At 76.1% G+C, this 20,165-nt stretch carries 22 protein-coding genes; 10 read left to right on the top strand and 12 right to left on the bottom strand.

Annotated elements, in window-relative coordinates; genetic code table 11:
- Positions 1-65: 65 nt before the first annotated feature.
- Positions 66-1,082, bottom strand: coding sequence for a helix-turn-helix domain-containing protein (locus ACRYMY_RS03155; RefSeq protein WP_432545818.1), 1,017 nt, complete (start codon positions 1,080-1,082; stop codon positions 66-68).
- 588 nt (positions 1,083-1,670) lie between these two features.
- On the opposite strand from ACRYMY_RS03155, the gene ACRYMY_RS03150 reads away from it, so the two are divergent.
- The 3 genes from ACRYMY_RS03150 to pdxY all read left to right on the top strand — a co-directional run bounded on the left by ACRYMY_RS03150 (position 1,671) and on the right by pdxY (position 3,400).
- Positions 1,671-1,949, top strand: coding sequence for a hypothetical protein (locus tag ACRYMY_RS03150; protein ID WP_432545817.1), 279 nt, complete (start codon positions 1,671-1,673; stop codon positions 1,947-1,949).
- Complete coding sequence (locus tag ACRYMY_RS03145) at positions 1,946-2,422, top strand: hypothetical protein (protein WP_432545816.1); 477 nt, start codon at positions 1,946-1,948, stop codon at positions 2,420-2,422. The genes ACRYMY_RS03150 and ACRYMY_RS03145 overlap by 4 nt, the downstream gene beginning before the upstream one ends.
- A 126-nt stretch (positions 2,423-2,548) precedes the next feature.
- On the top strand, positions 2,549-3,400 hold the full coding sequence (gene pdxY, locus ACRYMY_RS03140) for a pyridoxal kinase PdxY (protein ID WP_432545815.1): 852 nt from the start codon (positions 2,549-2,551) through the stop codon (positions 3,398-3,400).
- A gap of 21 nt (positions 3,401-3,421) precedes the next feature.
- On the opposite strand, the gene ACRYMY_RS03135 is transcribed toward pdxY, so the two are convergent.
- The gene (locus ACRYMY_RS03135; RefSeq protein WP_432545814.1) at positions 3,422-3,727 is read right to left on the bottom strand and encodes a GNAT family N-acetyltransferase; all 306 of its coding nucleotides are present in this window, start codon (positions 3,725-3,727) and stop codon (positions 3,422-3,424) included.
- A 99-nt stretch (positions 3,728-3,826) separates the two neighbouring features.
- Complete coding sequence (locus tag ACRYMY_RS03130; RefSeq protein WP_432545813.1) at positions 3,827-4,699, bottom strand: PhzF family phenazine biosynthesis protein; 873 nt, start codon at positions 4,697-4,699, stop codon at positions 3,827-3,829.
- 150 nt (positions 4,700-4,849) lie between these two features.
- Here ACRYMY_RS03130 and ACRYMY_RS03125 point away from each other — a divergent pair, with 150 nt between their 5' ends.
- Positions 4,850-5,086 (top strand): hypothetical protein, encoded by a 237-nt coding sequence (locus ACRYMY_RS03125; protein ID WP_432545812.1) that lies wholly within the window; start codon positions 4,850-4,852, stop codon positions 5,084-5,086.
- A gap of 22 nt (positions 5,087-5,108) precedes the next feature.
- On the opposite strand, the gene ACRYMY_RS03120 is transcribed toward ACRYMY_RS03125, so the two are convergent.
- Complete coding sequence (locus tag ACRYMY_RS03120) at positions 5,109-5,696, bottom strand: TetR/AcrR family transcriptional regulator (RefSeq protein ID WP_432545894.1); 588 nt, start codon at positions 5,694-5,696, stop codon at positions 5,109-5,111.
- A 130-nt stretch (positions 5,697-5,826) separates the two neighbouring features.
- Here ACRYMY_RS03120 and ACRYMY_RS03115 point away from each other — a divergent pair, with 130 nt between their 5' ends.
- Positions 5,827-7,863: an amidase gene (locus tag ACRYMY_RS03115; RefSeq protein ID WP_432545811.1), complete on the top strand. Its 2,037-nt coding sequence runs from the start codon at positions 5,827-5,829 to the stop codon at positions 7,861-7,863.
- Positions 7,864-7,878: 15 nt separating this feature from the next.
- Here ACRYMY_RS03115 and ACRYMY_RS03110 read toward each other — a convergent pair whose 3' ends face one another.
- From ACRYMY_RS03110 to ACRYMY_RS03095, 4 genes are read right to left on the bottom strand one after another with little or no spacing between them, the layout of a single operon-like run.
- Complete coding sequence (locus ACRYMY_RS03110; protein ID WP_432545810.1) at positions 7,879-8,277, bottom strand: universal stress protein; 399 nt, start codon at positions 8,275-8,277, stop codon at positions 7,879-7,881.
- Positions 8,274-9,830 (bottom strand): tripartite tricarboxylate transporter permease, encoded by a 1,557-nt coding sequence (locus ACRYMY_RS03105; RefSeq protein WP_432545809.1) that lies wholly within the window; start codon positions 9,828-9,830, stop codon positions 8,274-8,276. Before ACRYMY_RS03105 ends, ACRYMY_RS03110 begins: the two co-directional genes overlap by 4 nt.
- Positions 9,830-10,357: a tripartite tricarboxylate transporter TctB family protein gene (locus ACRYMY_RS03100; protein ID WP_432545808.1), complete on the bottom strand. Its 528-nt coding sequence runs from the start codon at positions 10,355-10,357 to the stop codon at positions 9,830-9,832. The genes ACRYMY_RS03105 and ACRYMY_RS03100 overlap by 1 nt, the downstream gene beginning before the upstream one ends.
- On the bottom strand, positions 10,354-11,394 hold the full coding sequence (locus ACRYMY_RS03095; protein WP_432545807.1) for a Bug family tripartite tricarboxylate transporter substrate binding protein: 1,041 nt from the start codon (positions 11,392-11,394) through the stop codon (positions 10,354-10,356). Before ACRYMY_RS03095 ends, ACRYMY_RS03100 begins: the two co-directional genes overlap by 4 nt.
- Positions 11,395-11,583: 189 nt before the next feature.
- Between ACRYMY_RS03095 and ACRYMY_RS03090 the strand changes: the two genes are divergently transcribed.
- The 3 genes from ACRYMY_RS03090 (at position 11,584) to ACRYMY_RS03080 (ending at position 14,294) form a co-directional block, all read left to right on the top strand.
- Positions 11,584-13,239, top strand: a complete 1,656-nt coding sequence (locus ACRYMY_RS03090) for a sensor histidine kinase (protein ID WP_432545806.1) — start codon at positions 11,584-11,586, stop codon at positions 13,237-13,239.
- Positions 13,232-13,918 carry a response regulator gene (locus tag ACRYMY_RS03085; protein ID WP_432545805.1) on the top strand — a complete coding sequence of 229 codons (687 nt, stop codon included), beginning with the start codon at positions 13,232-13,234 and terminating at the stop codon, positions 13,916-13,918. The genes ACRYMY_RS03090 and ACRYMY_RS03085 overlap by 8 nt, the downstream gene beginning before the upstream one ends.
- 64 nt (positions 13,919-13,982) lie before the next feature.
- Positions 13,983-14,294 carry a hypothetical protein gene (locus ACRYMY_RS03080; RefSeq protein ID WP_432545804.1) on the top strand — a complete coding sequence of 104 codons (312 nt, stop codon included), beginning with the start codon at positions 13,983-13,985 and terminating at the stop codon, positions 14,292-14,294.
- A 30-nt stretch (positions 14,295-14,324) separates the two neighbouring features.
- On the opposite strand, the gene ACRYMY_RS03075 is transcribed toward ACRYMY_RS03080, so the two are convergent.
- On the bottom strand, positions 14,325-14,795 hold the full coding sequence (locus ACRYMY_RS03075) for an OsmC family protein (protein ID WP_432545803.1): 471 nt from the start codon (positions 14,793-14,795) through the stop codon (positions 14,325-14,327).
- Between the two features lie 85 nt (positions 14,796-14,880).
- On the bottom strand, positions 14,881-17,043 hold the full coding sequence (locus ACRYMY_RS03070) for a glycoside hydrolase family 3 protein (RefSeq protein ID WP_432545802.1): 2,163 nt from the start codon (positions 17,041-17,043) through the stop codon (positions 14,881-14,883).
- 93 nt (positions 17,044-17,136) lie between these two features.
- Between ACRYMY_RS03070 and ACRYMY_RS03065 the strand changes: the two genes are divergently transcribed.
- Together ACRYMY_RS03065 and ACRYMY_RS03060 are read left to right on the top strand one after the other, a co-directional pair.
- Complete coding sequence (locus tag ACRYMY_RS03065; protein ID WP_432545801.1) at positions 17,137-17,778, top strand: TetR/AcrR family transcriptional regulator; 642 nt, start codon at positions 17,137-17,139, stop codon at positions 17,776-17,778.
- Between the two features lie 9 nt (positions 17,779-17,787).
- Complete coding sequence (locus ACRYMY_RS03060) at positions 17,788-18,579, top strand: SDR family NAD(P)-dependent oxidoreductase (protein WP_432545800.1); 792 nt, start codon at positions 17,788-17,790, stop codon at positions 18,577-18,579.
- Between the two features lie 30 nt (positions 18,580-18,609).
- Here the strand turns inward: ACRYMY_RS03060 and ACRYMY_RS03055 are convergent, their stop codons facing one another.
- Together ACRYMY_RS03055 and ACRYMY_RS03050 are read right to left on the bottom strand one after the other, a co-directional pair.
- Positions 18,610-19,131, bottom strand: a complete 522-nt coding sequence (locus ACRYMY_RS03055; RefSeq protein ID WP_432545799.1) for a GtrA family protein — start codon at positions 19,129-19,131, stop codon at positions 18,610-18,612.
- A 157-nt stretch (positions 19,132-19,288) separates the two neighbouring features.
- A complete protein-coding gene (locus ACRYMY_RS03050; protein ID WP_432545798.1) occupies positions 19,289-20,095 on the bottom strand; it encodes an SDR family NAD(P)-dependent oxidoreductase in 807 nt (268 codons plus the stop codon).
- Positions 20,096-20,165: the final 70 nt, after the last annotated feature.

The following is a 20,165-nucleotide window of genomic DNA, read 5'->3' as shown; positions in this document are numbered from 1 at the left end:
ACAGGTGCCGGCGACGGCTCCCAGGAACTGGGCAGGCGCGGCGCCCACCACGGTCGCCAGCCGGTTCACCCGCCGGCCCGCCCGTCCAGCAGTTCGCACGCCCGGCGCAGCACGGTGGTGCGCGTCACCGGCATACCCTCACCGGCCAGCTGGGTCCGTGCTCTGGCCTGCAGTCCCACGCGCTGCCCACCGAGCTCGGCCAGGCGCCGTTCCATGGCAGCCAGCTCCTCGACGTCCAGCGCGCCGCCACCGGTCTGGCTGTCTGCGCCGGCCACCTGGTCCCACCAGGGGCCGGCCTCGGCCAGGCGCATCGGCGACAGGCTGGCCGGGTCGGCGGCCACGGCCAGCAGCGCGGGGACAGCCAACTCGGCCGGCCAGCCACGGCCACGCACCGCCAGGTGCAGCGCGGCGGCCACGCAGTGCGAGGCCCAGCGGGTGGCCGACAGTCCCAACGAGCGGCGAGCCGCCATGCAGCGGGCGGCCAGCTGACCGACGTCCTCCACGCCGCACCGGCGCAACAGTTCGGCATCCACCTCCTCCACCCGACGACCCGGACCGCTGGATGCCGCAGGCGGTGCGCCAGGAGGAGGGGGTGTGCTCTCGGTAGGAACCTCTGGGTCGTGCCGCACTCCTGCGGCCACCCTGCCCGCGCCCGTGCGGCCAGGGACCGCCGCAGAAGTGCGGTCAGGGGTGGCCGCGTCCGTGCGGCTACCCGTGGCCGCGCCCGCGCGGCCACCACTCGCCCCGGCCGCGGCGATGGCCGGGGTGGCCGCAGGAGTGCGGCTACCTGCTGCGGGCGGCCGCGCGAGCGGTTGCTCCACGGGCAGCGGGCCGGAGGTGCGCACGTGGTAGCGGTTGGACAGGTACTGCTGGCCGCTGCGCCGGTGCTCCACGCGCACGATGCCCGCGGCCACCAGCTCGCGCATGGCCCGGTCGACGGCGTCCACCGAGCGGTGCATGCGCCGGGCCAGCGTGGTGCGCGAAGGCATGCGCTGACCGGAGGTGCCGCCGTAGCGCAGCAGCAGCGAGTACAGCCGGAAGGAGGAGTCCGGGACGGCGGCGTCGATCACCCACTCCGGCACCAAGGCGAAGCGGGGCTCTTCAACGATCAGCGACACGTCATCACCCGCACCGGACGGGCCGTCGGCCGGGGCACTCGCGCGGGGCAGGTCGGTGGGGCGGGACTCGGACGAGGAGGGCGCCTGCTGGTCAGGCGCGGGGATGGGTGGGCGCGTGCTCATGGGTCTCTCCGCAGCATCTCGAGGGCAGCCGCGGGCGGCGCACGTCCCGGCACGAGGCGGACGCGCGCTCACACCGCGCTAACGGATGCGCCGGTACCGCCCGGTCCAGCAGGACCGGGCGGCACCGGCGTGGAAGAGAAGTCACAGGTCACAGGGCCAAAGAGCCTCAGTCGGCACCGTCCGGACGAGAGCCGGGTTGCCTATTAATCCGCGGGTTCAGGGTTCGAGCCCCTGGGGGCCCACCGTCCTGGCCTACGCCGCCGACACGATCCCGCCTCTCCGGCTCGTGAGGCGTCACGTCCACGGCACCACCGACGACCCCGACCTGGCCGGCGGTCCTCGCGGGTGGCGGGGTCCCCGGCGCGCGGCCACACTCGGCTCAGCGCCCGCGGGGACGCAGGGCGACCGATCCGCGACGAAGGGCAGGACGTGACCACCTCCGCCGACACCAGCAGCGCCGCCAGCGCCGACTCCCTCCGCACGACCTCGGGAACCTCCGACGTCACCGGGCAGGACGCCACCAGCTTCTCCGACCTGTTCCGCGAGATGTGGAGCTACCTCACCGGCCGCGGCGCGGCCATCAACTACGAGTTCGTGGACATGCAGGTCGAGGTCCCCCGCGAGACGGGCCCGGAGGCGCCGCGCGCGACGTGGAAGCTGAACGGGGTCCTGCGCATCACGACCGCCGAGGACGCGAGCCGCGGGTGAGCGCTGCCCCACCGCCCGCCGGGTCGCTCCCGGCGGGCCTGCGGGTCAGCGCGGACCTGTCGCTGCAGCTCGACGACCTGGACGTGCGCGTCGAGGCCGACGGGACGCAGCTGCTGGTGCGCACCGCGGACGCCGGGGCGCTCGCCGAGAGGGTCCAGGAGGCGGCTGCCGCGGCGGGGCTGCGCGGCGGTCGCTCCCGCGCGGCGGCGCTGGCCCGCGTCTCCGAGGAGCTGGCCTCCGCGGGCCTGTCGGCCCGCGTGCTCACACCCGAGGGGCCCGTGCTGGACGTCGGCGCGGGTGTCGAGTCGCGCTTCGGTCGCGTGGTGCTCGGGAGTCCACGGGTGCGCCTGCACCGGGCCGGTGCCGTGCGGGCTGCCGGCGCGCGCGGTGCGGCGCTCACCGGCGGCGCCGCGCTGATCCTCCTCACCGCCGTCGTCGCCGCGACGCGGTGGGGGCTGCGGCGCCGGCGCTGACGCTGCCCACCCGCACAGCACGCGCCGCCGCGGGTCCGTGGGTAGGCTCCCCCGGGCCCGCGGCGGCAGCGTGCGGCCGGTCGCGGGCCCGTGCAGCACGTCCCGCGCCGTCGAAGGGCTGAACCCGTGATCGTCCTGTCCGTCCAGTCGGCGGTGGCCCACGGCCACGTCGGGAACTCCGCCGCCGTGTTCCCCCTGCAGCGCATCGGTGTGGAGGTCGTCCCCGTCCACACCGTGAACTTCTCCAACCACACCGGGTACGGCGCGTGGCGGGGTCCCGTCATGGCCGCCGAGGACGTGCGGGACGTCATCACCGGCGTCGAGGAGCGGGGCGTGTTCCCGAAGATCGACGTCGTCCTGTCCGGCTACCAAGGTGGCACCGGCATCGGTGACGTCATCGTCGACGCCGTCCGCCGGGTGAAGGCCGCGAACCCCTCGGCCGTGTACGCGTGCGACCCCGTGATGGGCAACGCGAAGTCGGGCTGCTTCGTCGCCCCGGAGATCCCGCACCTGCTGCGCGACCGCGTGGTTCCCGTCGCGGACATCATCACCCCGAACCAGTTCGAGCTCGGGTTCCTCACCGGGACGGAGCCGACGACGCTGGAGTCCACGCTCGCCTCCGTGGACGCAGCCCGCGCGATGGGCCCGTCCACGGTGCTGGTGACGAGCGTCGAGCGGCCCGAGACGGGCGAGGACGTCCTGGAGATGCTCGCCGTGGACGACGCCGGCGGGTGGATCGTGAGCACCCCGCGGTTGCCGTTCAAGGCGAACGGTTCCGGGGACGTCACCGCGGCGCTGTTCGCGGCGCACTACCGCTCCACCGGCGACGCGAAGACCGCGCTGGAGCGCACCACCTCCAGCGTCTTCGACCTCATCGAGCTGACGTACCGCTCCGGGGAGCGGGAGCTGCAGATCGTCCAGGCGCAGGACGCCTTCGCCGCCCCGCGGATGCAGTTCACCGCCGAGCGCGTGCGCTGACGTCCCCGCCGCGTCACCGCCTCAGTCGGTGACGCGGCTGGGAGGCGCGTTGAACTGCAGGTCCGCGTACTCCGGGTGGCGCTGGATCCAGCCCTTGATGAAGGGGCACAGCGGCATCACCTCCAGCCCGCGGGCCCGTGCGTCGTCCAGCCCCGCCCGCGCGAGGCTGCCTCCCACCCCGCGACCCTCGTAGGCGGGGTCGACCTCGGTGTGGGTGAACACGATCAGGTCACCGGCCAGCGCGTACGCCGCGAAACCCACCCGCGTCCCGTCGTCGTACGCCTCGTAGCGCTTCGCGGCCGGGTCGTGGGTGACGTCCACGCTCATCGGTCGTCCTCTCGGGTCGTCGCGGGTGGGGACGGTCGGCACCGACAGGCTACGAGGACCGGGGTTCCCCGTCCCCGGTGAGCGGCCGGGCCGCGGGGCTCAGGAACCGGGCACGGGCAGTGCCACGGCGGTGCCGGTGACGGCGATCCCCGCAGCCGGGTCAGCCGGGATCGTCACCTCCAGCACGCTGGGACGGCCCATGTCCTGCCCCTGCAGGACGGTGACGGTCGCGGGGACGTCGACGTGCCCGCCCTCGCGCAGGTACCCGCCCAGCGCCGCCGCGGCCGCCCCGGTGGCGGGGTCCTCGACGACACCGCCGGGCGGGAACGGGTTGCGCGCGTGGAAGGTGCGGGCGTCCTGGCGGTGGACGAGGTCGACGGTCGTCCAGCCCCGCTCGGCCATCAGCCGCCCCAGCACCGCCACGTCGTAGTCCAGCGCGGCCAGCCGTTCCCGCGTGCGGGCGGCCAGCACCGGGTGCCACGCCCCGGCGTAGGCGGTGCGCGGCGGCAGGTCCGGGTCGAGGTCGTCGGGCGACCAGCCCAGGACGTCGAGCAACGTCCGCAGGTCGTCCGCGCTCAGCTCGATCGTGCGGGGGACGACGCTGGTCAGCGTCGCCCGCCAGGAGCCGTCGGGTGCCCGCCTGGTGCTCACCCGCACCGGCCCGGCGGCCGTGCGGTAGGTCAGGTCCCCGCCGCCGTGGCGCTCGGCGTGGGCGACGGCCGAGGCGATGGTCGCGTGCCCGCAGAAGCTGACCTCGGCCAGCGGGCTGAAGTAGCGCACGTCCAGCCCGTCCGCGCCGGGGACGAGGAAGGCGGTCTCGGAGTACCCGACGTCCGCGGCGATCGCGAGCATCCGCTCCTCGTCCAGGCCGGTCGCGTCGAGGACGACACCGGCGGGGTTGCCGCCGGCCGGGTCGGCGCTGAACGCCGTGTAGCGCAGGACCTCCGGTCCGCCGGTGGGCGTGGTCGTCATCCGCTCCTCCTGGGGTCGTCGTCCGGACCGCGGCAGGAGTACCACGAGCAGCTCCCGCGCCGCACGGCGTTGCGCAGGACTCGCGCGGGCGGCGGGCGCCCCGCCCGTCCGGCGGTCGCCGCCGCCGTGGGCGGGTGCGACGGTGACCGGGTGCGCCGCCTCCCGGACGACTCCCTCGCCGTGCGCCACCCGCGGCTGGTGGCCGTCCTCGCCGGCTGCTGGCTGCTCCTCGTCGCCCTCGGCGCCGTGCAGCTGGCGCTGGGCACGTTCACCGGGTGGTGGCTCCTGGTGCCGGGGAGCCAGGTCGTCCTGGGACTGGCGCTGAGCGTGGGCTACGGGCTCGCGTGGCGGCGCGCCCGGCGTCAGCGCCGCGAGCAGCGGCCGTGAGCGCGCGCCGGGCCCGCGCCGGTCAGCGCGGCGCGGGCCGCGCGGAGGCGACGAGCATCCGCAGGCCCGTCTCGAACGCGCGCGTGGCGACCGGGTCGTCCGGGTCCTCCCCGGCGAGGGTGGCGTAGGCGGCGGCGAACCGCGGGAACTCCTCCTCCTGACCGGTGGGGTCGAACACGACGGCCGGCCCGGACATGTCGAGGACGCTGCCGAGGACGAACGACTCGAAGGCGGTGAGCAGGGGCAGCACGTCGCGGCTGTCCCACCCGACGGCCTCCGCCGCGACCGCGAAGTCCTCGTACTGGGCCAGCAGCACGGGCGCCGAGGCCCGGGTGCTCATCAGCAGCGGGATCGCCCGGTGGTGCCGCGCGAACGCCGCGCGGTAGGAGCGCGCCCAGGCGGTCAGGCCCTCCTCCCACGCCGTCGTCCGCAGGGGCCGGGAGTCGATGCGGGCGGACACCAGGGCGCGCACGTCCTCGACGAGGGCGGCGCGGTCCGGGACGTGGTTGTAGAGCGAGGCGGGGTTGACGCCGAGGTGGGCGGCGACCCGGCGCATGCTCGCGCCGTCGGGGCCGTGGCGGTCGACCAGCGCGAGCGCCGTGCGGGCGATGAGCGCGCGGTCGAGCAGCGGCTGCTTCGGTCTGGCGATGGGGACCTCCTCCGGACGCCGGGGAGTCTAGGCGCGCCCCCTCCCGCAGGACGGACCGGCGGAACCCTGGCCGGCGATAAACCAACGGTGTATGTTTCCGGTCGTGGACACCGGGGCCCTCACCGTCGTCGAGGCGGACGTCGAGCAGCTGCACGCCGCGCTGGAGGCGGGCGAGGTCACCAGCGTCGAGCTGGTGGCGCGCTACCTGCAGCGGATCGGCCGCTACGACCGCTCCGGCCCGCGCCTGAACTCCGTGCCGGTGCTCGACCCGACCGCCTTCGAGCAGGCGCGCGCCGCGGACCTGCGGCGCGCGCGCGGCGAGCAGCGCGGGGTCCTCGACGGCATCCCGTTCACCGTCAAGGACAGCTACTGCGTGCGGGGCCTGACCGTCGCTGCCGGCTCCCCCGCCTTCGTCGACCTCGTCGCCGGCGCCGACGCGTTCGCGGTGGAGCGGCTGCGCGCGGCCGGCGCGGTGGTCCTGGGCCTGACCACCATGCCGCCGATGGCGGCCGGCGGGATGCAGCGGGGCGTGCACGGGCGCGCGGAGTCCCCCTACAGCGCCTCCTACCTGACCTCCGCGTTCGGCTCGGGGTCCTCGAACGGTTCCGGCACCGCGACCGCCGCCTCGTTCGCGGCGTTCGGGCTCGCGGAGGAGACGTGGTCGTCGGGGCGTGCGCCCGCCTCGAACAACGCCCTCGTCGCGTACACCCCCTCGCGCGGGGTGATCTCGGTGCGCGGCAACTGGCCGCTCGTGCCGACGATGGACGTCGTCGTGCCCCACACGCGATCGGTGCGGGACCTGCTGCACGTGCTGGACGTCGTGGTCGCCGACGACCCCGACACCGGCGGCGACCTCTGGCGCACGCAGCCGTGGGTCGAGCTGCCGGCGCCGTCCGAGGTGCGCCCGCCGTCCTTCGCCGACCTGGAGGGACTGCCGCTGGCGGGGTTGCGGCTGGCTGTCCCCCGCCTGTACGTCGACGCCGACCCCACGAGCGCGCACCCGATCGCCACGCGCGCCAGCGTCGTGGACCTGTGGGCCCACCTGCGCGCCGACCTGGAGGCGGCGGGCGCCGAGGTGGTCGAGACCGCCTTCCCCGTCGTCGAGAACTACGAGAAGCTGCACCGGGGCGCCCGCGACCACGTCGACCGCGGCTTCGTCAGCCGGGAGTTCCTGCACGACGAGGTCGGCGACCTGTCGGTGTGGGCGATGGACGACTTCCTGCGCCGCAACGGCGATCCGGCCCTGCACCGGCTCGCCGACGCCGACCCCGCGCGCGTGTTCCCCGCCCCGCGCGGGGCGCTGCCGGACCGCTACGGCCGCTACCCCTTCGACATCGCCTACGACCTCGCCGACTACGTCGTCCGCGCCCGGGAGGAGGTCCGCCACTGGCGGGACATCGCCAGCCTGCCCGACGGCCTGCGCGGCCTGGAGCGCACGCGGCGGGTCGACTTCGAGGACTGGCTGGCCGCCGAGGGGTTCGACGCGGTCGTCTTCCCCGCGGCCGCCGACGTGGCGCCCGCCGACGCCGACGTCGCGGAGGCGTCGGCCGACGTCGCCTGGCGCAACGGCGTGTGGGTCTCCAACGGCAACCTCGTGCCCCGGCACCTGGGCATCCCGACCGTCACCGTGCCGATGGGCACGATGGCCGACACCGGGATGCCCGTCGGCCTCACCGTCGCCGGTCCCGCGCACAGCGACACCCGGCTCGTGCAGCTCGCCGCGGCCGTCGCCGGCCTGCGCGAGCGCCGCACGGCGCCGCCGCGCACCCCGCCGCTGCCCGACGAGGCGGTCTTCACCCGGCCCCTGCCCGCCGCCGAGGGCGCCCTCGCCGTCACCGTGGACGAGGTGAGCCTCACCGTCGAGGGGGACGAGGCCGTCGTGCGCTTCAGCGCGACCGTCCGGGGCGGGACCCCGCAGGAGCACGTCGCCCACGTCGACGGGGTGCGCGTGCCGACGACCCTGGACGGCGACCGCCTGCGCGGGACCGCGCGGGTGCCCGCCGACGCGCACACCGTCCCCGTCAGCGAGTGGCTGCCGCCCTTCGGCCCGCTCGTGGTCGTGCTCGTGCGCGATGCGGCGGGGGCCGTCGCCGGCGTCTTGGCGACGACCCCCGGTTCACCGCTGTGAGCGGTCCCCGCCGGCTCAGCGCTCCAGCGGTTTGACCGTCACCACCGGGCAGGGCGCGTCGAGGATGATCCGCTGCGCGACGCTGCCCATGATGAGCTTGCCGACCGGGGTGCGGCGGCGGTGGCCGACGACGACGGCCGAGGCCGACAGCTCGTGCAGCGCGTCCACGACGACGTCGGCCGCGTCGCCCTCGCCCATCCGCTGCGCGACCTGCGCGCGCACCGGCCCCGCGGCCAGCCGCTCGCGCACCGCCTCCAGCTGCTGCGGCGAGGCGTACGTCCGGTCGGCCAGCGACGTGCCGGCGGGGGCGTTGAGGACGAACAGGTCCTCCCCCCGCCGGCCGGCCTCGGCGAGGCCGGCGTCCAGGGCGGCCTCGCCCTCGGGGGTGGGGGCGTAGGCGACGACGACGGTCACCGGCGGGCCTCCTCGTGCTCGGGACGCCCCTCGCGGGCGTCGGTGGTGGGGGTGCCCGCAGCGCGCCCGTCGAGGCGCGCGGGCAGGAGGCGGCGCAGCAGCGGGAAGGCCAGGACGAGGGCGACGACGACGTAGACGGCCACCGAGAACGGGTCGGCGACCAGGCCGGTCCAGCTGCCCTGGGAGATGGTCAGGGCGGTGCGCATCCGCTCCTCGGCCAGCGGCCCGATGATGACGCCGATGATGAGCGGGAGCACCGGCAGGCCGAAGCGGCGCATGACGAACCCGAGGACCCCGAAGGCCAGCAGCAGCCACAGGTCGAACGTCTGCAGGTTCGCCGCGAACGCGCCGAGGGTGGCGAAGAACAGGATGCCCGCGTACAGGTACGGGCGCGGGATGCGCAGCAGCTTGGCCCACACGGGTGCCAGCGGCAGGTTCAGCACCAGCAGCAGCGCGTTGCCGACGAACAGGCTCGCGATGAGCGCCCACACCAGGTCCGGTTCGCGCTCGAACAGCAGCGGGCCGGGCTGGAACCCGTAGGAGATGAGCGCGGCGAGCAGCACCGCGGCGGTGGCGTTCGTCGGGATGCCCAGCGCCAGCGTGGGCACGAGCGTCCCGGCGGCCGAGGCGTTGTTCGCGGCCTCGGGGCCGGCGACGCCCTCGATGGCGCCGTGGCCGAACTCCTCGGGGTGCTTGGACAGCTTGCGCTCGGTGACGTACGACAGGAACGTCGGCAGTTCCGCGCCGCCGGCGGGCACGGCACCGAACGGGAACCCGAACGCGGTGCCGCGCAGCCACGGCTTCCACGAGCGCTTCCAGTCCTCCCGGCCCATCCACGGCCGGCCGACGGGGATGACCTCCACCGCGGTGCGGCGCATCCTCGAGGCCACCCACAGCGCCTCGCCGACGGCGAAGATCGCGACGGCGATGACGACGATGTCGATCCCGTCCACCAGCTGCAGGACGCCGAACGTCAGCCGCGCCTGCCCGCTGATGGCGTCCAGGCCGACCAGGCCGATCGCCAGGCCCAGGAACAGGGACGCGAAACCCCGCACCCGCGAGGACCCCAGCACGGCGGTCACCGCGAGCAGCGCCAGGACCATGAGGGCGAAGTAGTCGCCCTCGCTGAGGTTCACCGCCAGGCCCACCATGAGCGGGGCGGCGGCCACCAGGAGGACCGAGCCGATGGTCCCGGCGACGAACGAGCCGATCGCCGCGGTGGACAGCGCCTGCGCCGCCCGCCCCCGCCGCGCCATCTCGTTCCCCTCCAGCGCGGTCACCACCGAGGAGGACTCACCGGGGGTGTTGAGCAGGATGGCCGTGGTGGAACCGCCGTACATGCCGCCGTAGTAGATGCCCGCGAACATGATGAGGGCGCTGGTCGGTTCCAGCGCGTACGTCAGCGGCAGCAGCAGCGCCACGGTCATCGCCGGGCCGATGCCGGGCAGCACGCCGACGGCCGTGCCGAGCACGACGCCCACGGCGGCGAAGGCGAGGTTGGCGAGGCTCAGCGCGTCGCCGAAACCCCCGATCAGCAGGCCGATGTCGCCCATCACAGCACCCCGTCCAGGACGCCGGGCGGCAGCTGGATCCCCAGCACCACCCAGAAGAAGTAGAAGGTGAGCAGGGACAGCACCGCGCCCACGGCGACGGCGCGCAGCAGGCTGCGGCCGCCGAGGACCTTCGCGGTCGCCCCGAAGAACAGCGCCGCGGACACGACCCAGCCCAGGCGCTCCACGAGCAGGACGTTGGCGGTGAACACCAGCGCCAGCAGGCCCAGGCGCGCCCAGTCGGTGCCGGCGCCGAGGTCGACGTCCTCGCCGTCCTCGGCCTCGCCGCGCCCGCCGCGCAGCACGTCCACGGCCAGGACGGCGGCGGTGACGACCAGGCCGGCGGCCACGACGTACGGCACGGGGCGGGGCCCGACGACGCCCTCGTCGACCAGGCCCTGCGACAGCGTCGCGGCGTCGGCGGCGACGAGGACGCCCAGACCGAGCAGCAGTGCGCACACCCCCAGCTGGGACAGGTCGCGCCGGGGCGCGCGGTCGGCGGCGCGCACGGGCGCCGCGGTCGCGCTCACACCAGCCCCAGGCGGGTGAGGACGTCGCGGACCCGGGCGGCCTGCTCGTCGAGGAACGCGGCGAACTCGTCGCCGGTCCTGAACGCGTCGGTCCAGGCGTTGTCGGTGAGGACCTGCCGCCACTGGGGCGAGTCGTGCATGCGGGTGAGGGCGTCCACGAGCCGCGCCACCTCCGTCTCGTCGAGGTCGGGCGGGGCCACCAGGCCGCGCCAGTTGGTGAAGGTGAGGTCGACGTCCTGCTCGCGCAGCGTCGGCACGTCCAGGACGGGCACGCGCTCGTCGCTGGACACGGCCAGCGCGCGCACGCCCCCGGTGGTGATCTGGTCCAGCAGCTCGCCGTACCCGCTGGTGGCGAAGGCGATCTGCCCGCCCAGCAGCGCCGGCAGCAGGTCGCCGCCGCCGTCGTAGACGACGTAGTTCACCTCGGTGGGGTCCACGCCGACGGCCTCGGCCAGCTGCATCGGCAGCAGGAAGTCCGGGCCGCCGGGCGAGGAACCCCCGCCGACGGCGAGCGCGCCCGGGTCGGCGCGCCAGGCGTCGACGAGGTCGACGAGGGTCTGGAACGGGGACGCCGCGGGCACGAGGACGACACCGGCCTCCTCGATGAGCTGCGCGATCGGGGTCGTCTGCTCCAGCGTGACGTCCACGTCGTTGGTGTAGGAGGCGCCGACGACGCCCAGGCCCATCGACATGAGGTACTGCGGGTTCCCGCTCTCGCTGACGCAGCGCGCCAGGCCGACGGTCCCGCCGGCGCCGGAGAGGTTCGTGACCTCCACGCCCTCGGCGGCGCCCACCTCCTCCATGACGCGCACGGCGGAGCGGCCGGTGGTGTCGTACCCGCCGCCCGGGGAGTTCGGCACCAGCAGCTGCAGGCGGGTGAGGGTGCCGCTGGTGGCGGCGGCCTGCCGGGTGACCCCGCAGCCGGCGGTCAGCGCGGGCAGTCCCGCGAGCGCGGCCAGCCCGGCCAGCACGGCCCGCCGCGGCGGTCCCGCCCGGCCGGCGGCCGCCGGCCGCGCGAGGGTCGTGGTGTTCGTCATGGCGTCCCCGTCGACGTCCCGCACCGGCGCCGGTCGGCCCCGGTGGACGGGCGCGGCCGCGGCCGGCCCGTCGGGCAGAATGCTGCGCGGCCCGAGGGACCGGCGTCACCCTTGCGGTGGCACTGGTCGTTGCGGTCGTTGTGGTCGCGCTCACCGCCGAGCGCGGGTTCCGGCACGGGGAGGTGCGGGGTGGGCAGGTCCTTCCGGCGCAGCAGCCTGGCCGGGCAGATCCTGCTCGTGCAGGTGCTGCTGTTCGCGGTGGTGCTCGTGGGGGTGGGCGCGGTGTCGGTGGCCCAGTCGCGCCAGGCGTCCACCGACGCGCAGGAGCGCCGGGTGCGCCAGGTCGCCGAGCACGTGGCCTCCCTGCCGCTGCTGCGCGACCAGCTCGGCGCGGTGGCGCAGGCCCGCGGATCGGCGCTGGCGCTGACGGCCACCGCCGAGCAGCTGCGCACCACCTCCGACGTGGCGGTGGTGCTGGTGGCCGACCCGGGCGGGCGGGTGGTGGCCTCGCCCGCGGACCCGCGGCTGGTGGGTTCCCGGCTGCCCGAGCCGCCGGGCGGCGAGCGGGACGACCCGTCGTGGCTCGGCGAGGTGTCCCTGGGCGAGCGGCGCACCGTCGTCGCGCGCGTCCCGGTCCTCGCCGACGACGGGCCCGGCGCGGGGCCGGCGCCCGGCAGCGTCGTGGGCGCCGTCCTCGTCGGGCAGGAGCGACCGACGTGGGGCGCGGAGCTGCGCACCGCGCTGCCGGACCTGGCCACGTACCTGGGCATGTCGGCGCTGGTGGGCGTGCTGGGGGCGTGGCTGCTGGCGCGGCGGGTCAAGTCGCAGACGCTGGGGCTGGAACCGGGTGAGATCGCCTCCCTGGCCACCCACCGCGAGGCGGTGCTGCGCGGCATCCGCGAGGGCGTCGTCGCGCTGGACGTCGACGGGGTCGTCACGGTCGCCAACGACGCCGCGCGCGAGCTGCTGGACCTGCCCGCGGACGTGGTCGGCCGGCGCGTGGACGGGCTGGGGCTGCCGGGCGAGGTGGTGGACCAGCTGACCCGGGGCCCGGCGCCGCTGGACCGCCCCGTCGTCAGCGGCGAGCGGCTGCTCGTGCTGAACCGGACCCTGCTGCGCCGGGCGGGCGCCGCCGAACCGGTGGGCTCGGTGACGACCATGCGCGACCGCACGGAACTGGTGGCGCTGCAGCACGAGCTGGGTGCCAGCCGCACCACCACACAGGCGCTGCGGGCGCAGACCCACGAGTTCGCCAACCGCCTGCACACGATCTCCGGGCTGGTGCAGCTGGGCCGGTACGAGGAGGTCGTCGGTTTCATCGACCGGGTCAGCCGCGGGCACGCCGAGCTGGGCGGCGCGATCGCCGCGCGGGTGGGCGACCCGGCGCTGGCGGCGCTGCTGGTGGCGGGCACCAGCGTGGCCGACGAGCGGGACGTGGACCTCGTCCTGGCGCCGGGCACGCACCTGCCCGCGGTGAGCGAGGACCTGTCCGACGACCTGGTGACGGTCGTGGGCAACCTCGTCGACAACGCGGTGGACGCGGCGGCCGGGGCGGGCGGCGGGACGGTGGAGGTCGAGGTGCGCGACGACGGGGCGGGCGGTGCGGTGGTGGTGGTGCGCGACGACGGGCCGGGCGTGGACCCGGACCTGCTGCCGGAGCTGGTGCGGCGCGGGACGACGACGAAGGAGTCCTCCCACCCCGGTGGCCGGGGCGTCGGGCTGGCGCTGGTGCAGCTGGTGTGCCACCGCCGCGGCGGATCCCTGACCCTGGACCGCGGGCAGGACGGCGGGGCAGCCTTCACCGCCGCGCTGCCGGCGCGCGAGCGGGCCGGTACCCGTGGCTGAGCTGCGGGTGCTCGTCGTCGACGACGACCCGATGGTCGCCTCGGTGCACGGGGGTTTCGTGGCCGCCGTGCCGGGGTGCCGGGTGGTGGGGACCGCGGGCACGGGCGCGCAGGCGCTGGAGCTGGTCGCCCGGCTGCGCCCGGACGTGGTGCTGCTGGACCTGTACCTGCCGGACGTGCCGGGGCTGGAGGTGCTGGCCCGGCTGCGCGGCGGGGGCGCCGACGTGGACGTGGTGGTCATCAGCGCCGCGCGCGAGGCGGCCACGGTGCGCCAGGCGCTGCGCGGCGGGGTGGCCGGGTACCTCATCAAACCGTTCGGGGCCGCGCAGCTGCGCGAGCGCCTGGAGCACGTGCGGGCCGCGCGCGGTGCCCTGGCCCCGGGGGTGCTGGAGCAGGCGGACGTGGACCGCGCCCTCGGGGTGCGCGCCGGCGCGCCGCGACCGGGACCGGCCGGCGGGCGGCTGCCCAAGGGGCTGAGCGCGGAGACCGCCGCGCTCGTGGCGGGCGCTCTGGCGGAGGCGGACGACCCGTCGTCGGCCAGCGAGTTCGCCGAGCGGCTGGGCCTGTCGCGGGTGGCCGTGCGCCGGTACCTGGAGCACTTCGTGGAGGAGGGCGCCGCCCGGGTGCGGCTGCGCTACGGCACGGGGCGCCCGGAGCGGCTTTACGAGCGGGTGCGCTGAGCGGTCCCAGATGACCCCCCGGAGGGGGTCAGCGGAGAGCGTCCTCGTGAGTCACAGTGCCCCCATGGCGTTCGACGACGCGGACACCGCGCTGCCCGCTGAGAGCGCTCGCACGGCTCGTCTGGTCGAGGACCTGCGGGCCGTCTGGGGCGACGAGCTCCCGCCCGGGCGCGACCCCGTCGCCACGGTCGTCACCGACGCGGTGGTCTTCGACGACGCCAACGGCCGGGCCCGCGGCGTCGTCGTCCAGGGCGACCAGCTCGGCCTCGACGTCCTGGCGGTGCTGCTGGAGAGCGACGGCTCGCGCACCGACCGCCTGGCCCTGCTGCCCGCCGCCCTGCGCGAGCGCCTGTTCGGGCGGCGCGGCGCCGCCTGACGCGGTGCCGCGCCGCCCGGTCGCGTCCGCTCAGGCCGCCTCGAGCGGGACCGCCCGCCACTCGCTGACGAACTCCAGCCCGCTGCGCTTGACCATCTGCGTCACCGGGCAGCGCCGCGCGGTCTCGGCGCTGAGGCGCTCGAACTGCTCGGGAGTGGCGTCGGTCTGCACCTGCACGTCGATGCTCACCCGGTCGAAGTTCGCGTTGCCCTCCGCGCCGCGGGAGATGACCGAGGGGTCCAGGTCGCCCTGCACGCGGAACGTCCACCGGCCCAGCTGCACACCGAGGTCCCCCGCCACGAGGCTGCCGGTGACCTGGTGGCAGGAGGTGAGCGCGCCCAGGACGTAGCTCAGCGGGCTGGGCGCCGCGTCCTGCCCGCCGAAGGACGGGTAGGTGTCGGCGTGGAACACGTGCTGGCGGTCACCGAGCACGGTGACCTCCTGCGCCACGCCGGTGCCGGCGGCCTCCACCACGAACGGGACGGTCTTCTTCTCTGCCACGCGGGCCTCCGGTGTCCTGGGCGCGCTCTCGTGCACGCCTCGCGGGGAGGCTAGGTGCTGGTGCCTCCCCGCGCGCGTGGACCGCTCAACCGCCCAGCGGCAGGACGTGCGCGGCCCGGTCGTGGGCGTGCGCGCCGACCTCCACGACGACGTCGGCCGCGGCCGGTTCCACGAGGCGCCGCGCGTCGGCGTCCCACGCGCCCAGCGCCCGCAGCGAGACGGGCACCTCCACCTCGACGGCGGAGGCGGCGGGCACGGCGACGGGCGCGAACCCCACGAGCAGGGTCTCCCCCGCCCGGGCGCCGTCGGTGCGCCGGCCGTAGACCTGCACGACGTGCCGGCCGTCGCGCGAACCGGTGTTGCGCACCGTCGCCCGCACGCGCGGGGTCCCGTCCGCACCCGTGCCAGCGGTGACGTCCTCCAGGGCGAACGTCGTGTACGACAGCCCGAAGCCGTGCGGGAAGGCGGCTTCGACGCCGAGGCGGTCGAGCAGGCGCTGCCCGTGCCAGCGGTCGTAGGTGACCGCGTGCGCGTCCTTGTCGAACGGCGGCAGGTGCCCCTCGCTGGTGGGCACCGAGTACGGCAGGCGCCCGGTGGGTTCCGCGGCACCGGTGAGGACGTCGGCCAGGGCGTGCCCGCCCTCCATGCCCGCGTACCACATGAGCAGGAGCGCGGGGACGTCGTGGCGCCAGGACTCGGTGACGACGGCACCGGCGGCGACGACCGCGACGACGGTGCGCGGGTTCGCGGCGGCCACCGCCCGCACGAGGTCCTCGTCCACGGGACGCAGCCGCAGCGACGTGCGGTCGCCGCCGAAACCGGCCGTCATCACGGCGTCCTGCGGGGCGTCGGCGTCCGCACCGCCGGGGCGCGGCGGGAACAGCGCCGTCAGCGTCGGGTCGGCCATGGTGTCGCCGCCGACGTACTCGCCCTCGTCCTTCTCGTCGAAACCCGCGACGACGACCGCGACGTCCGCGGCGCGCGCGGCCTCGGCCGCGGCGGCCGGGTCGTCGTCGGTGACGAGCAGGACCTCGGCGTCGGGGAACGCCGCTCGGATCCCGTCCAGCGGGGTGGCCACGCTCGGCGGGCGCACGTTCGACGAGCCGAGGTCGCCGGTGTTCGGGGCCGTCACCAGCCGGCCGACGAGCGCGATGCGCCGCACCGCCGCCGGGTCCAGCGGCAGGACGGGCGTCCCGTCGACGGGCTCGTTCTGCAGCAGCGTCATCGCGCGGGCGGCGACCTCGCGGGCCAGCGCGCGGTGCCCGGCGCCGGCCACCACCTCCGGGCCGGGGTCGGGTTCGCTGCGGACGGCGTACGAGCGCAGCTGCGCGGCCAGCAGGCGGACCCCCGCGCGCTCGACGGCGGCCCAGGACGTCTCGCCGGCCGCGATCTGGTCGCGCAGGTGCAGCGCGCGCTGCTGCACGAACGGCTCCTCCAGGTCCAGCCCGGCCTCCAGGCTGGCGGCGGCGTCGCGCAGGCCCCAGATGAAGTCGCTGACGGTGACGCCGTCCCAGCCCCACTGCTCGCGCAGCACCTCGGTGAGCAGGTAGCGGTTCTGCCCGGCCCACTCGCCGTTGACGGAGTTGTAGGCGCTCATCACCGCGGCCACGCCCTCCTCGGCGGCGCGCCGGAAGTGCGGCAGGTACACCTCGTGCAGGGTCGCCTCGTCGATCGTCACGTCGACGTGGAACCGGGCGTTCTCCATGGAGTTCAGGGCGTAGTGCTTCACGCACGCCATCGCGTGCCGCTGCACGCCGCGGGTCAGGGCGGCGCCGAACTCCCCGAGGTGGTGCGGGTCGTCGCCGTAGGTCTCCTGCACGCGCCCCCACGCGGGGTGGCGGGGCAGGTTCACGCACACCCCGCCGAAGAAGTTCCCGCCCTGCGCGCGCAGCTCGCGGCCGATCGCGTCGCCGACGCGCTCCTCCAGCTCGACGTCCCAGGTGGCGCCGCGCGCCATGGAGACGGGGAACGCGGTTCCGTGCCCTGACACGCACCCGCGCGGGCCGTCGACGAACCGGGTGCCGGGGACGCCGAGGCGCGGCACGGCGCCGTGCGGCAGGGGGCTGGTGTTGTAGCCGCCGTCGAGCATCTCCTCGATGCCCTCCCAGAACGGCGTGTCGCCGTCCAGGAGCCACAGCCGCTCGTCCTCGGTCATCAGGGCGTGCAGCGCGCGCGCCCGCTCGACCGGGTCCGCGCCCGCGCGCACGGCCTCGACCGCCTCGCCGAAGGCGTCCGTCCGCTCCTCCACCGACCCCACCCCGTCCCGTCCCGTCGCTCCTACTGACGACCTCGTCAGTAACTGGCGCGGACAGTAGCGCACGGCGGGTGGTAGGAACGGCCCGTGCCCGCCGACCCGTCCCGCCCGCGCGTGCGGATGAGCGCGGACCAGCGGCGCCGCCAGGTCCTGGAGGCGGCCACGGCGCTCATCGCCGAGCACGGCTACCGCGGCCTGGCCGTGCAGGACGTGGCCGACGCCTGCGGCCTGACCCTCGGCGGGCTGCTGCACCACTTCGGCTCCAAGAGCGGGCTGCTGACCGCCGTCCTGGCGCACCGCGACGAGCAGGACCAGCGGTCCCTGGCCGAGCACCTCGGCGCGGCCGCGCACCCGGAACCCCCGGCCGACGCCGACGCGCGCGACGACCTGCCCGAGCCGACCCTGGCGCAGCTGTGCGAGGCGATCGTGCGCCGCAACGCCGGGCAGCGGGAGATCGTGCGCCTGTACGCGGTGCTGGAGGTGGAGTCCCTGGCGCCCGAGCACCCGGCGCACCGGTTCTTCGCCGAGCGCCAGCGCCGCACCCTGGACCACCTGACGCGGCTGGCGCCGCCCGGCCCGGACGGGCGGGACCTGGCCCGGCACGTGCTGGCCCTCATGGACGGCCTGCAGGTGCAGTGGCTGCGCGACCCCGACGTGGACCTGGTGACCGCCTGGCGTCGCACCGCGCAGCAGGTGCCGCACCTGGCAGGAGGGCGGGACGGCGGGTAGACAGGCGCCGTGCGCATCGACCTGACCGGCCGGACCGCCCTGGTGACCGGCTCCTCGCAGGGCATCGGACTGGCCGTGGCCCGCGGCCTGGCGTCCGCCGGCGCCGCCGTCGTCCTCTGCGCCCGCTCCGAGGACCGGCTGCGCGCGGCGGCCGAGGGGATCGACGGCGAGGTGGGGGGCGGGGTCCGCTGGGTGGCCGCCGACATCACCACCGCCGACGGGACGGCGCGGCTGGTGCAGGAGGTGCCCGAGGTCGACGTCCTCGTCAACAACCTCGGGATCTTCGGCGCCGCCGACCCCTTCGCGATCGACGACGACGAGTGGCGCCGCTACTTCGAGACGAACGTCCTGACCGCAGTGCGCCTGACCCGCCACTACCTGCCCGGCATGGCCGAGCGCGGGTGGGGGCGGGTGCAGTACGTCTCCAGCGACTCCGCCGTCGTCACCCCCGCCGAGATGATCCACTACGGCGTCACCAAGACCGCCCTGCTCGGCGTGCACCGGGGTTTCGCCAAGGCCGTCGCCGGCACCGGCGTCACCGTCAACAGCGTGCTGGCGGGGCCCACGCACACCGGCGGGGTGGAGGAGTTCGTGCGTCAGCTGGTGCCCGGCGACCTGCCCTGGGAGGAGGCGCAGCGGCGGTTCGTGCGCGAGCACCGGCCGCAGTCGCTGCTGCAGCGGCTCATCGAGCCCGAGGAGATCGCCAACATGTGCTGCTACCTGGCCTCGCCGCTGGCCTCGGCGACGACCGGTGCCGCGGTGCGCGTCGACGGCGGGTACGTCGACGCGATCGTGCCCTGAGCGGCCCCTGAGCGGCCCTGAGCGGCGCCGTCAGGACCGCGCGGTCGCCGGCGCGCGCAGCACCCGGCGCAGGACGAGGAAGTTCACCAGCCCGACCGTCCCGGTCACGCCGTAGACGACCACGAGGCCGCTGGCGCCGCTCGCGCCCGGCACGAGGTGGTGCCACAGCGTCAGCGCCGTCGTGCTCAGCACCAACCCGGTCAGGGCCGCGGCTCCCCCGACCCCGTGGCCCTTGAACCAGGCGGTGCTCGCGCCGCCGCGGAAGGTGAACCGGCGGTGCAGCTCGTTGGTCACCGCGGTGGACAGCACGACGGCCACGACGTTGACCGCGGCCACCGGCACCGGGACGAACCGGACCAGCAGCAGGAACACCAGCGCGTGGGTGGCGTTGCCCGTCAGGCCCGCGCCGACGAACCGCAGCGGGGTCCCCAGCCGCGCGGCGCGCCCGCGCAGGACCGGCGGGACGGTCAGGGCGCGGGGCCGCGGCAGCGCCACCCTGGCCGACGTCGTCCACGGGGCGGTGGTCGCGGCGGCGCGCGTGGCGGTGGTCACGGCAGCAGCCTGGCCCGGCGCGGGTGCGCACCGCGTCCGGCGGCGGGACGGTCCGCGCCCGCTGCCGTGGCCGTACCCGGCGCGGCGCCGGGTCCTCCCCAGGTCGTAGGCGGGGGTCGCCCGGCGGTCGCCGCGGGCGGGCGGCTCAGCCGGCGGCTCAGCGACCGGTGGGGGCGCCGACCCGGTCGGCGATGCGCGGGCCGGCCAGGCGCAGGAACGGCCCGCGCGGCACGAGCCTGCTCGCCGCGGCGACGACCTCGTTGGCGCGGCCGTCGACGACGACGGGGCGGTCGGCGTCCAGCGCGTCGAGGAAGGTGGCGACGACCTGCTCGACGCTGCGCCGGCGCACCCCCGCCCCGGCGCTCTCGCCGGAGACGTCGAAGAACCCGGTGTCGGTCGCGGTCGGGCACAGCGCGGTGACCAGGACCCCGGTGCCGCGCGTCTCGGCCCACAGCGCCTGCGACAGCGACAGGACGAACGCCTTGGTGGCGGCGTAGACGGCGAAGCCGGGCAGGGGCGCGAAGGAGGCCATGCTGGCGACGTTCACCACGGCGCCGCGGCCCCGTCCGACCATGCCCGGCAGGAACCGGGCGGTGAGCTCGGTGAGGGCCGTGCAGTTCACGGTGACCATCGCGGCGAGCCGCGCGGGGTCGTCGGCCTGCGCCAGCCGGCCGGTCAGCCCGAACCCGGCGTTGTTGACGAGCACGTCGACGGCCCTGCCGCCCCACGCCTCCACGGCCTCCTGGACGCGGGCGGCGGCGCCGGGCTCGGACAGGTCGGCCGGGACGGCGAGCGCCTCGACGCCGTGCCGGGCGCGCAGCTCGGCGGCCAGCGCCTCGAGCCGGTCGGCGCGGCGGGCGACGAGCACCACGTGGGCGCCGCGGGCGGCCAGGGCGCGGGCGACGCCCTCACCGATGCCGCCGGATGCTCCGGTGACCAGGGCGGTGGAACCGGTGACGTCCACGGGATCTCCTGTCGATCGGTCTGACTCACAATGTCGTAGTGGCAGACTGTGTCACCACGACTCGCGATGT

Source organism: Kineococcus haloalkalitolerans, from assembly GCF_050871905.1.
GTDB lineage: Bacteria > Actinomycetota > Actinomycetes > Actinomycetales > Kineococcaceae > Kineococcus.
Note: the sequence above shows the minus strand (reverse complement) of the source record. Positions and strands in the feature narration are given on the sequence as shown.

Coding starts and splice junctions, on each gene's coding strand:
- ACRYMY_RS03135 (WP_432545814.1), bottom strand. CDS start 3,727: ATGAGCGTGGACGTCACCCACGACCCGGCCGCGAAGCGCTACGAGGCG.
- ACRYMY_RS03130 (WP_432545813.1), bottom strand. CDS start 4,699: ATGACGACCACGCCCACCGGCGGACCGGAGGTCCTGCGCTACACGGCG.
- ACRYMY_RS03115 (WP_432545811.1), top strand. CDS start 5,827: ATGTTTCCGGTCGTGGACACCGGGGCCCTCACCGTCGTCGAGGCGGAC.
- ACRYMY_RS03105 (WP_432545809.1), bottom strand. CDS start 9,830: ATGGGCGACATCGGCCTGCTGATCGGGGGTTTCGGCGACGCGCTGAGC.
- ACRYMY_RS03095 (WP_432545807.1), bottom strand. CDS start 11,394: ATGACGAACACCACGACCCTCGCGCGGCCGGCGGCCGCCGGCCGGGCG.
- ACRYMY_RS03080 (WP_432545804.1), top strand. CDS start 13,983: ATGGCGTTCGACGACGCGGACACCGCGCTGCCCGCTGAGAGCGCTCGC.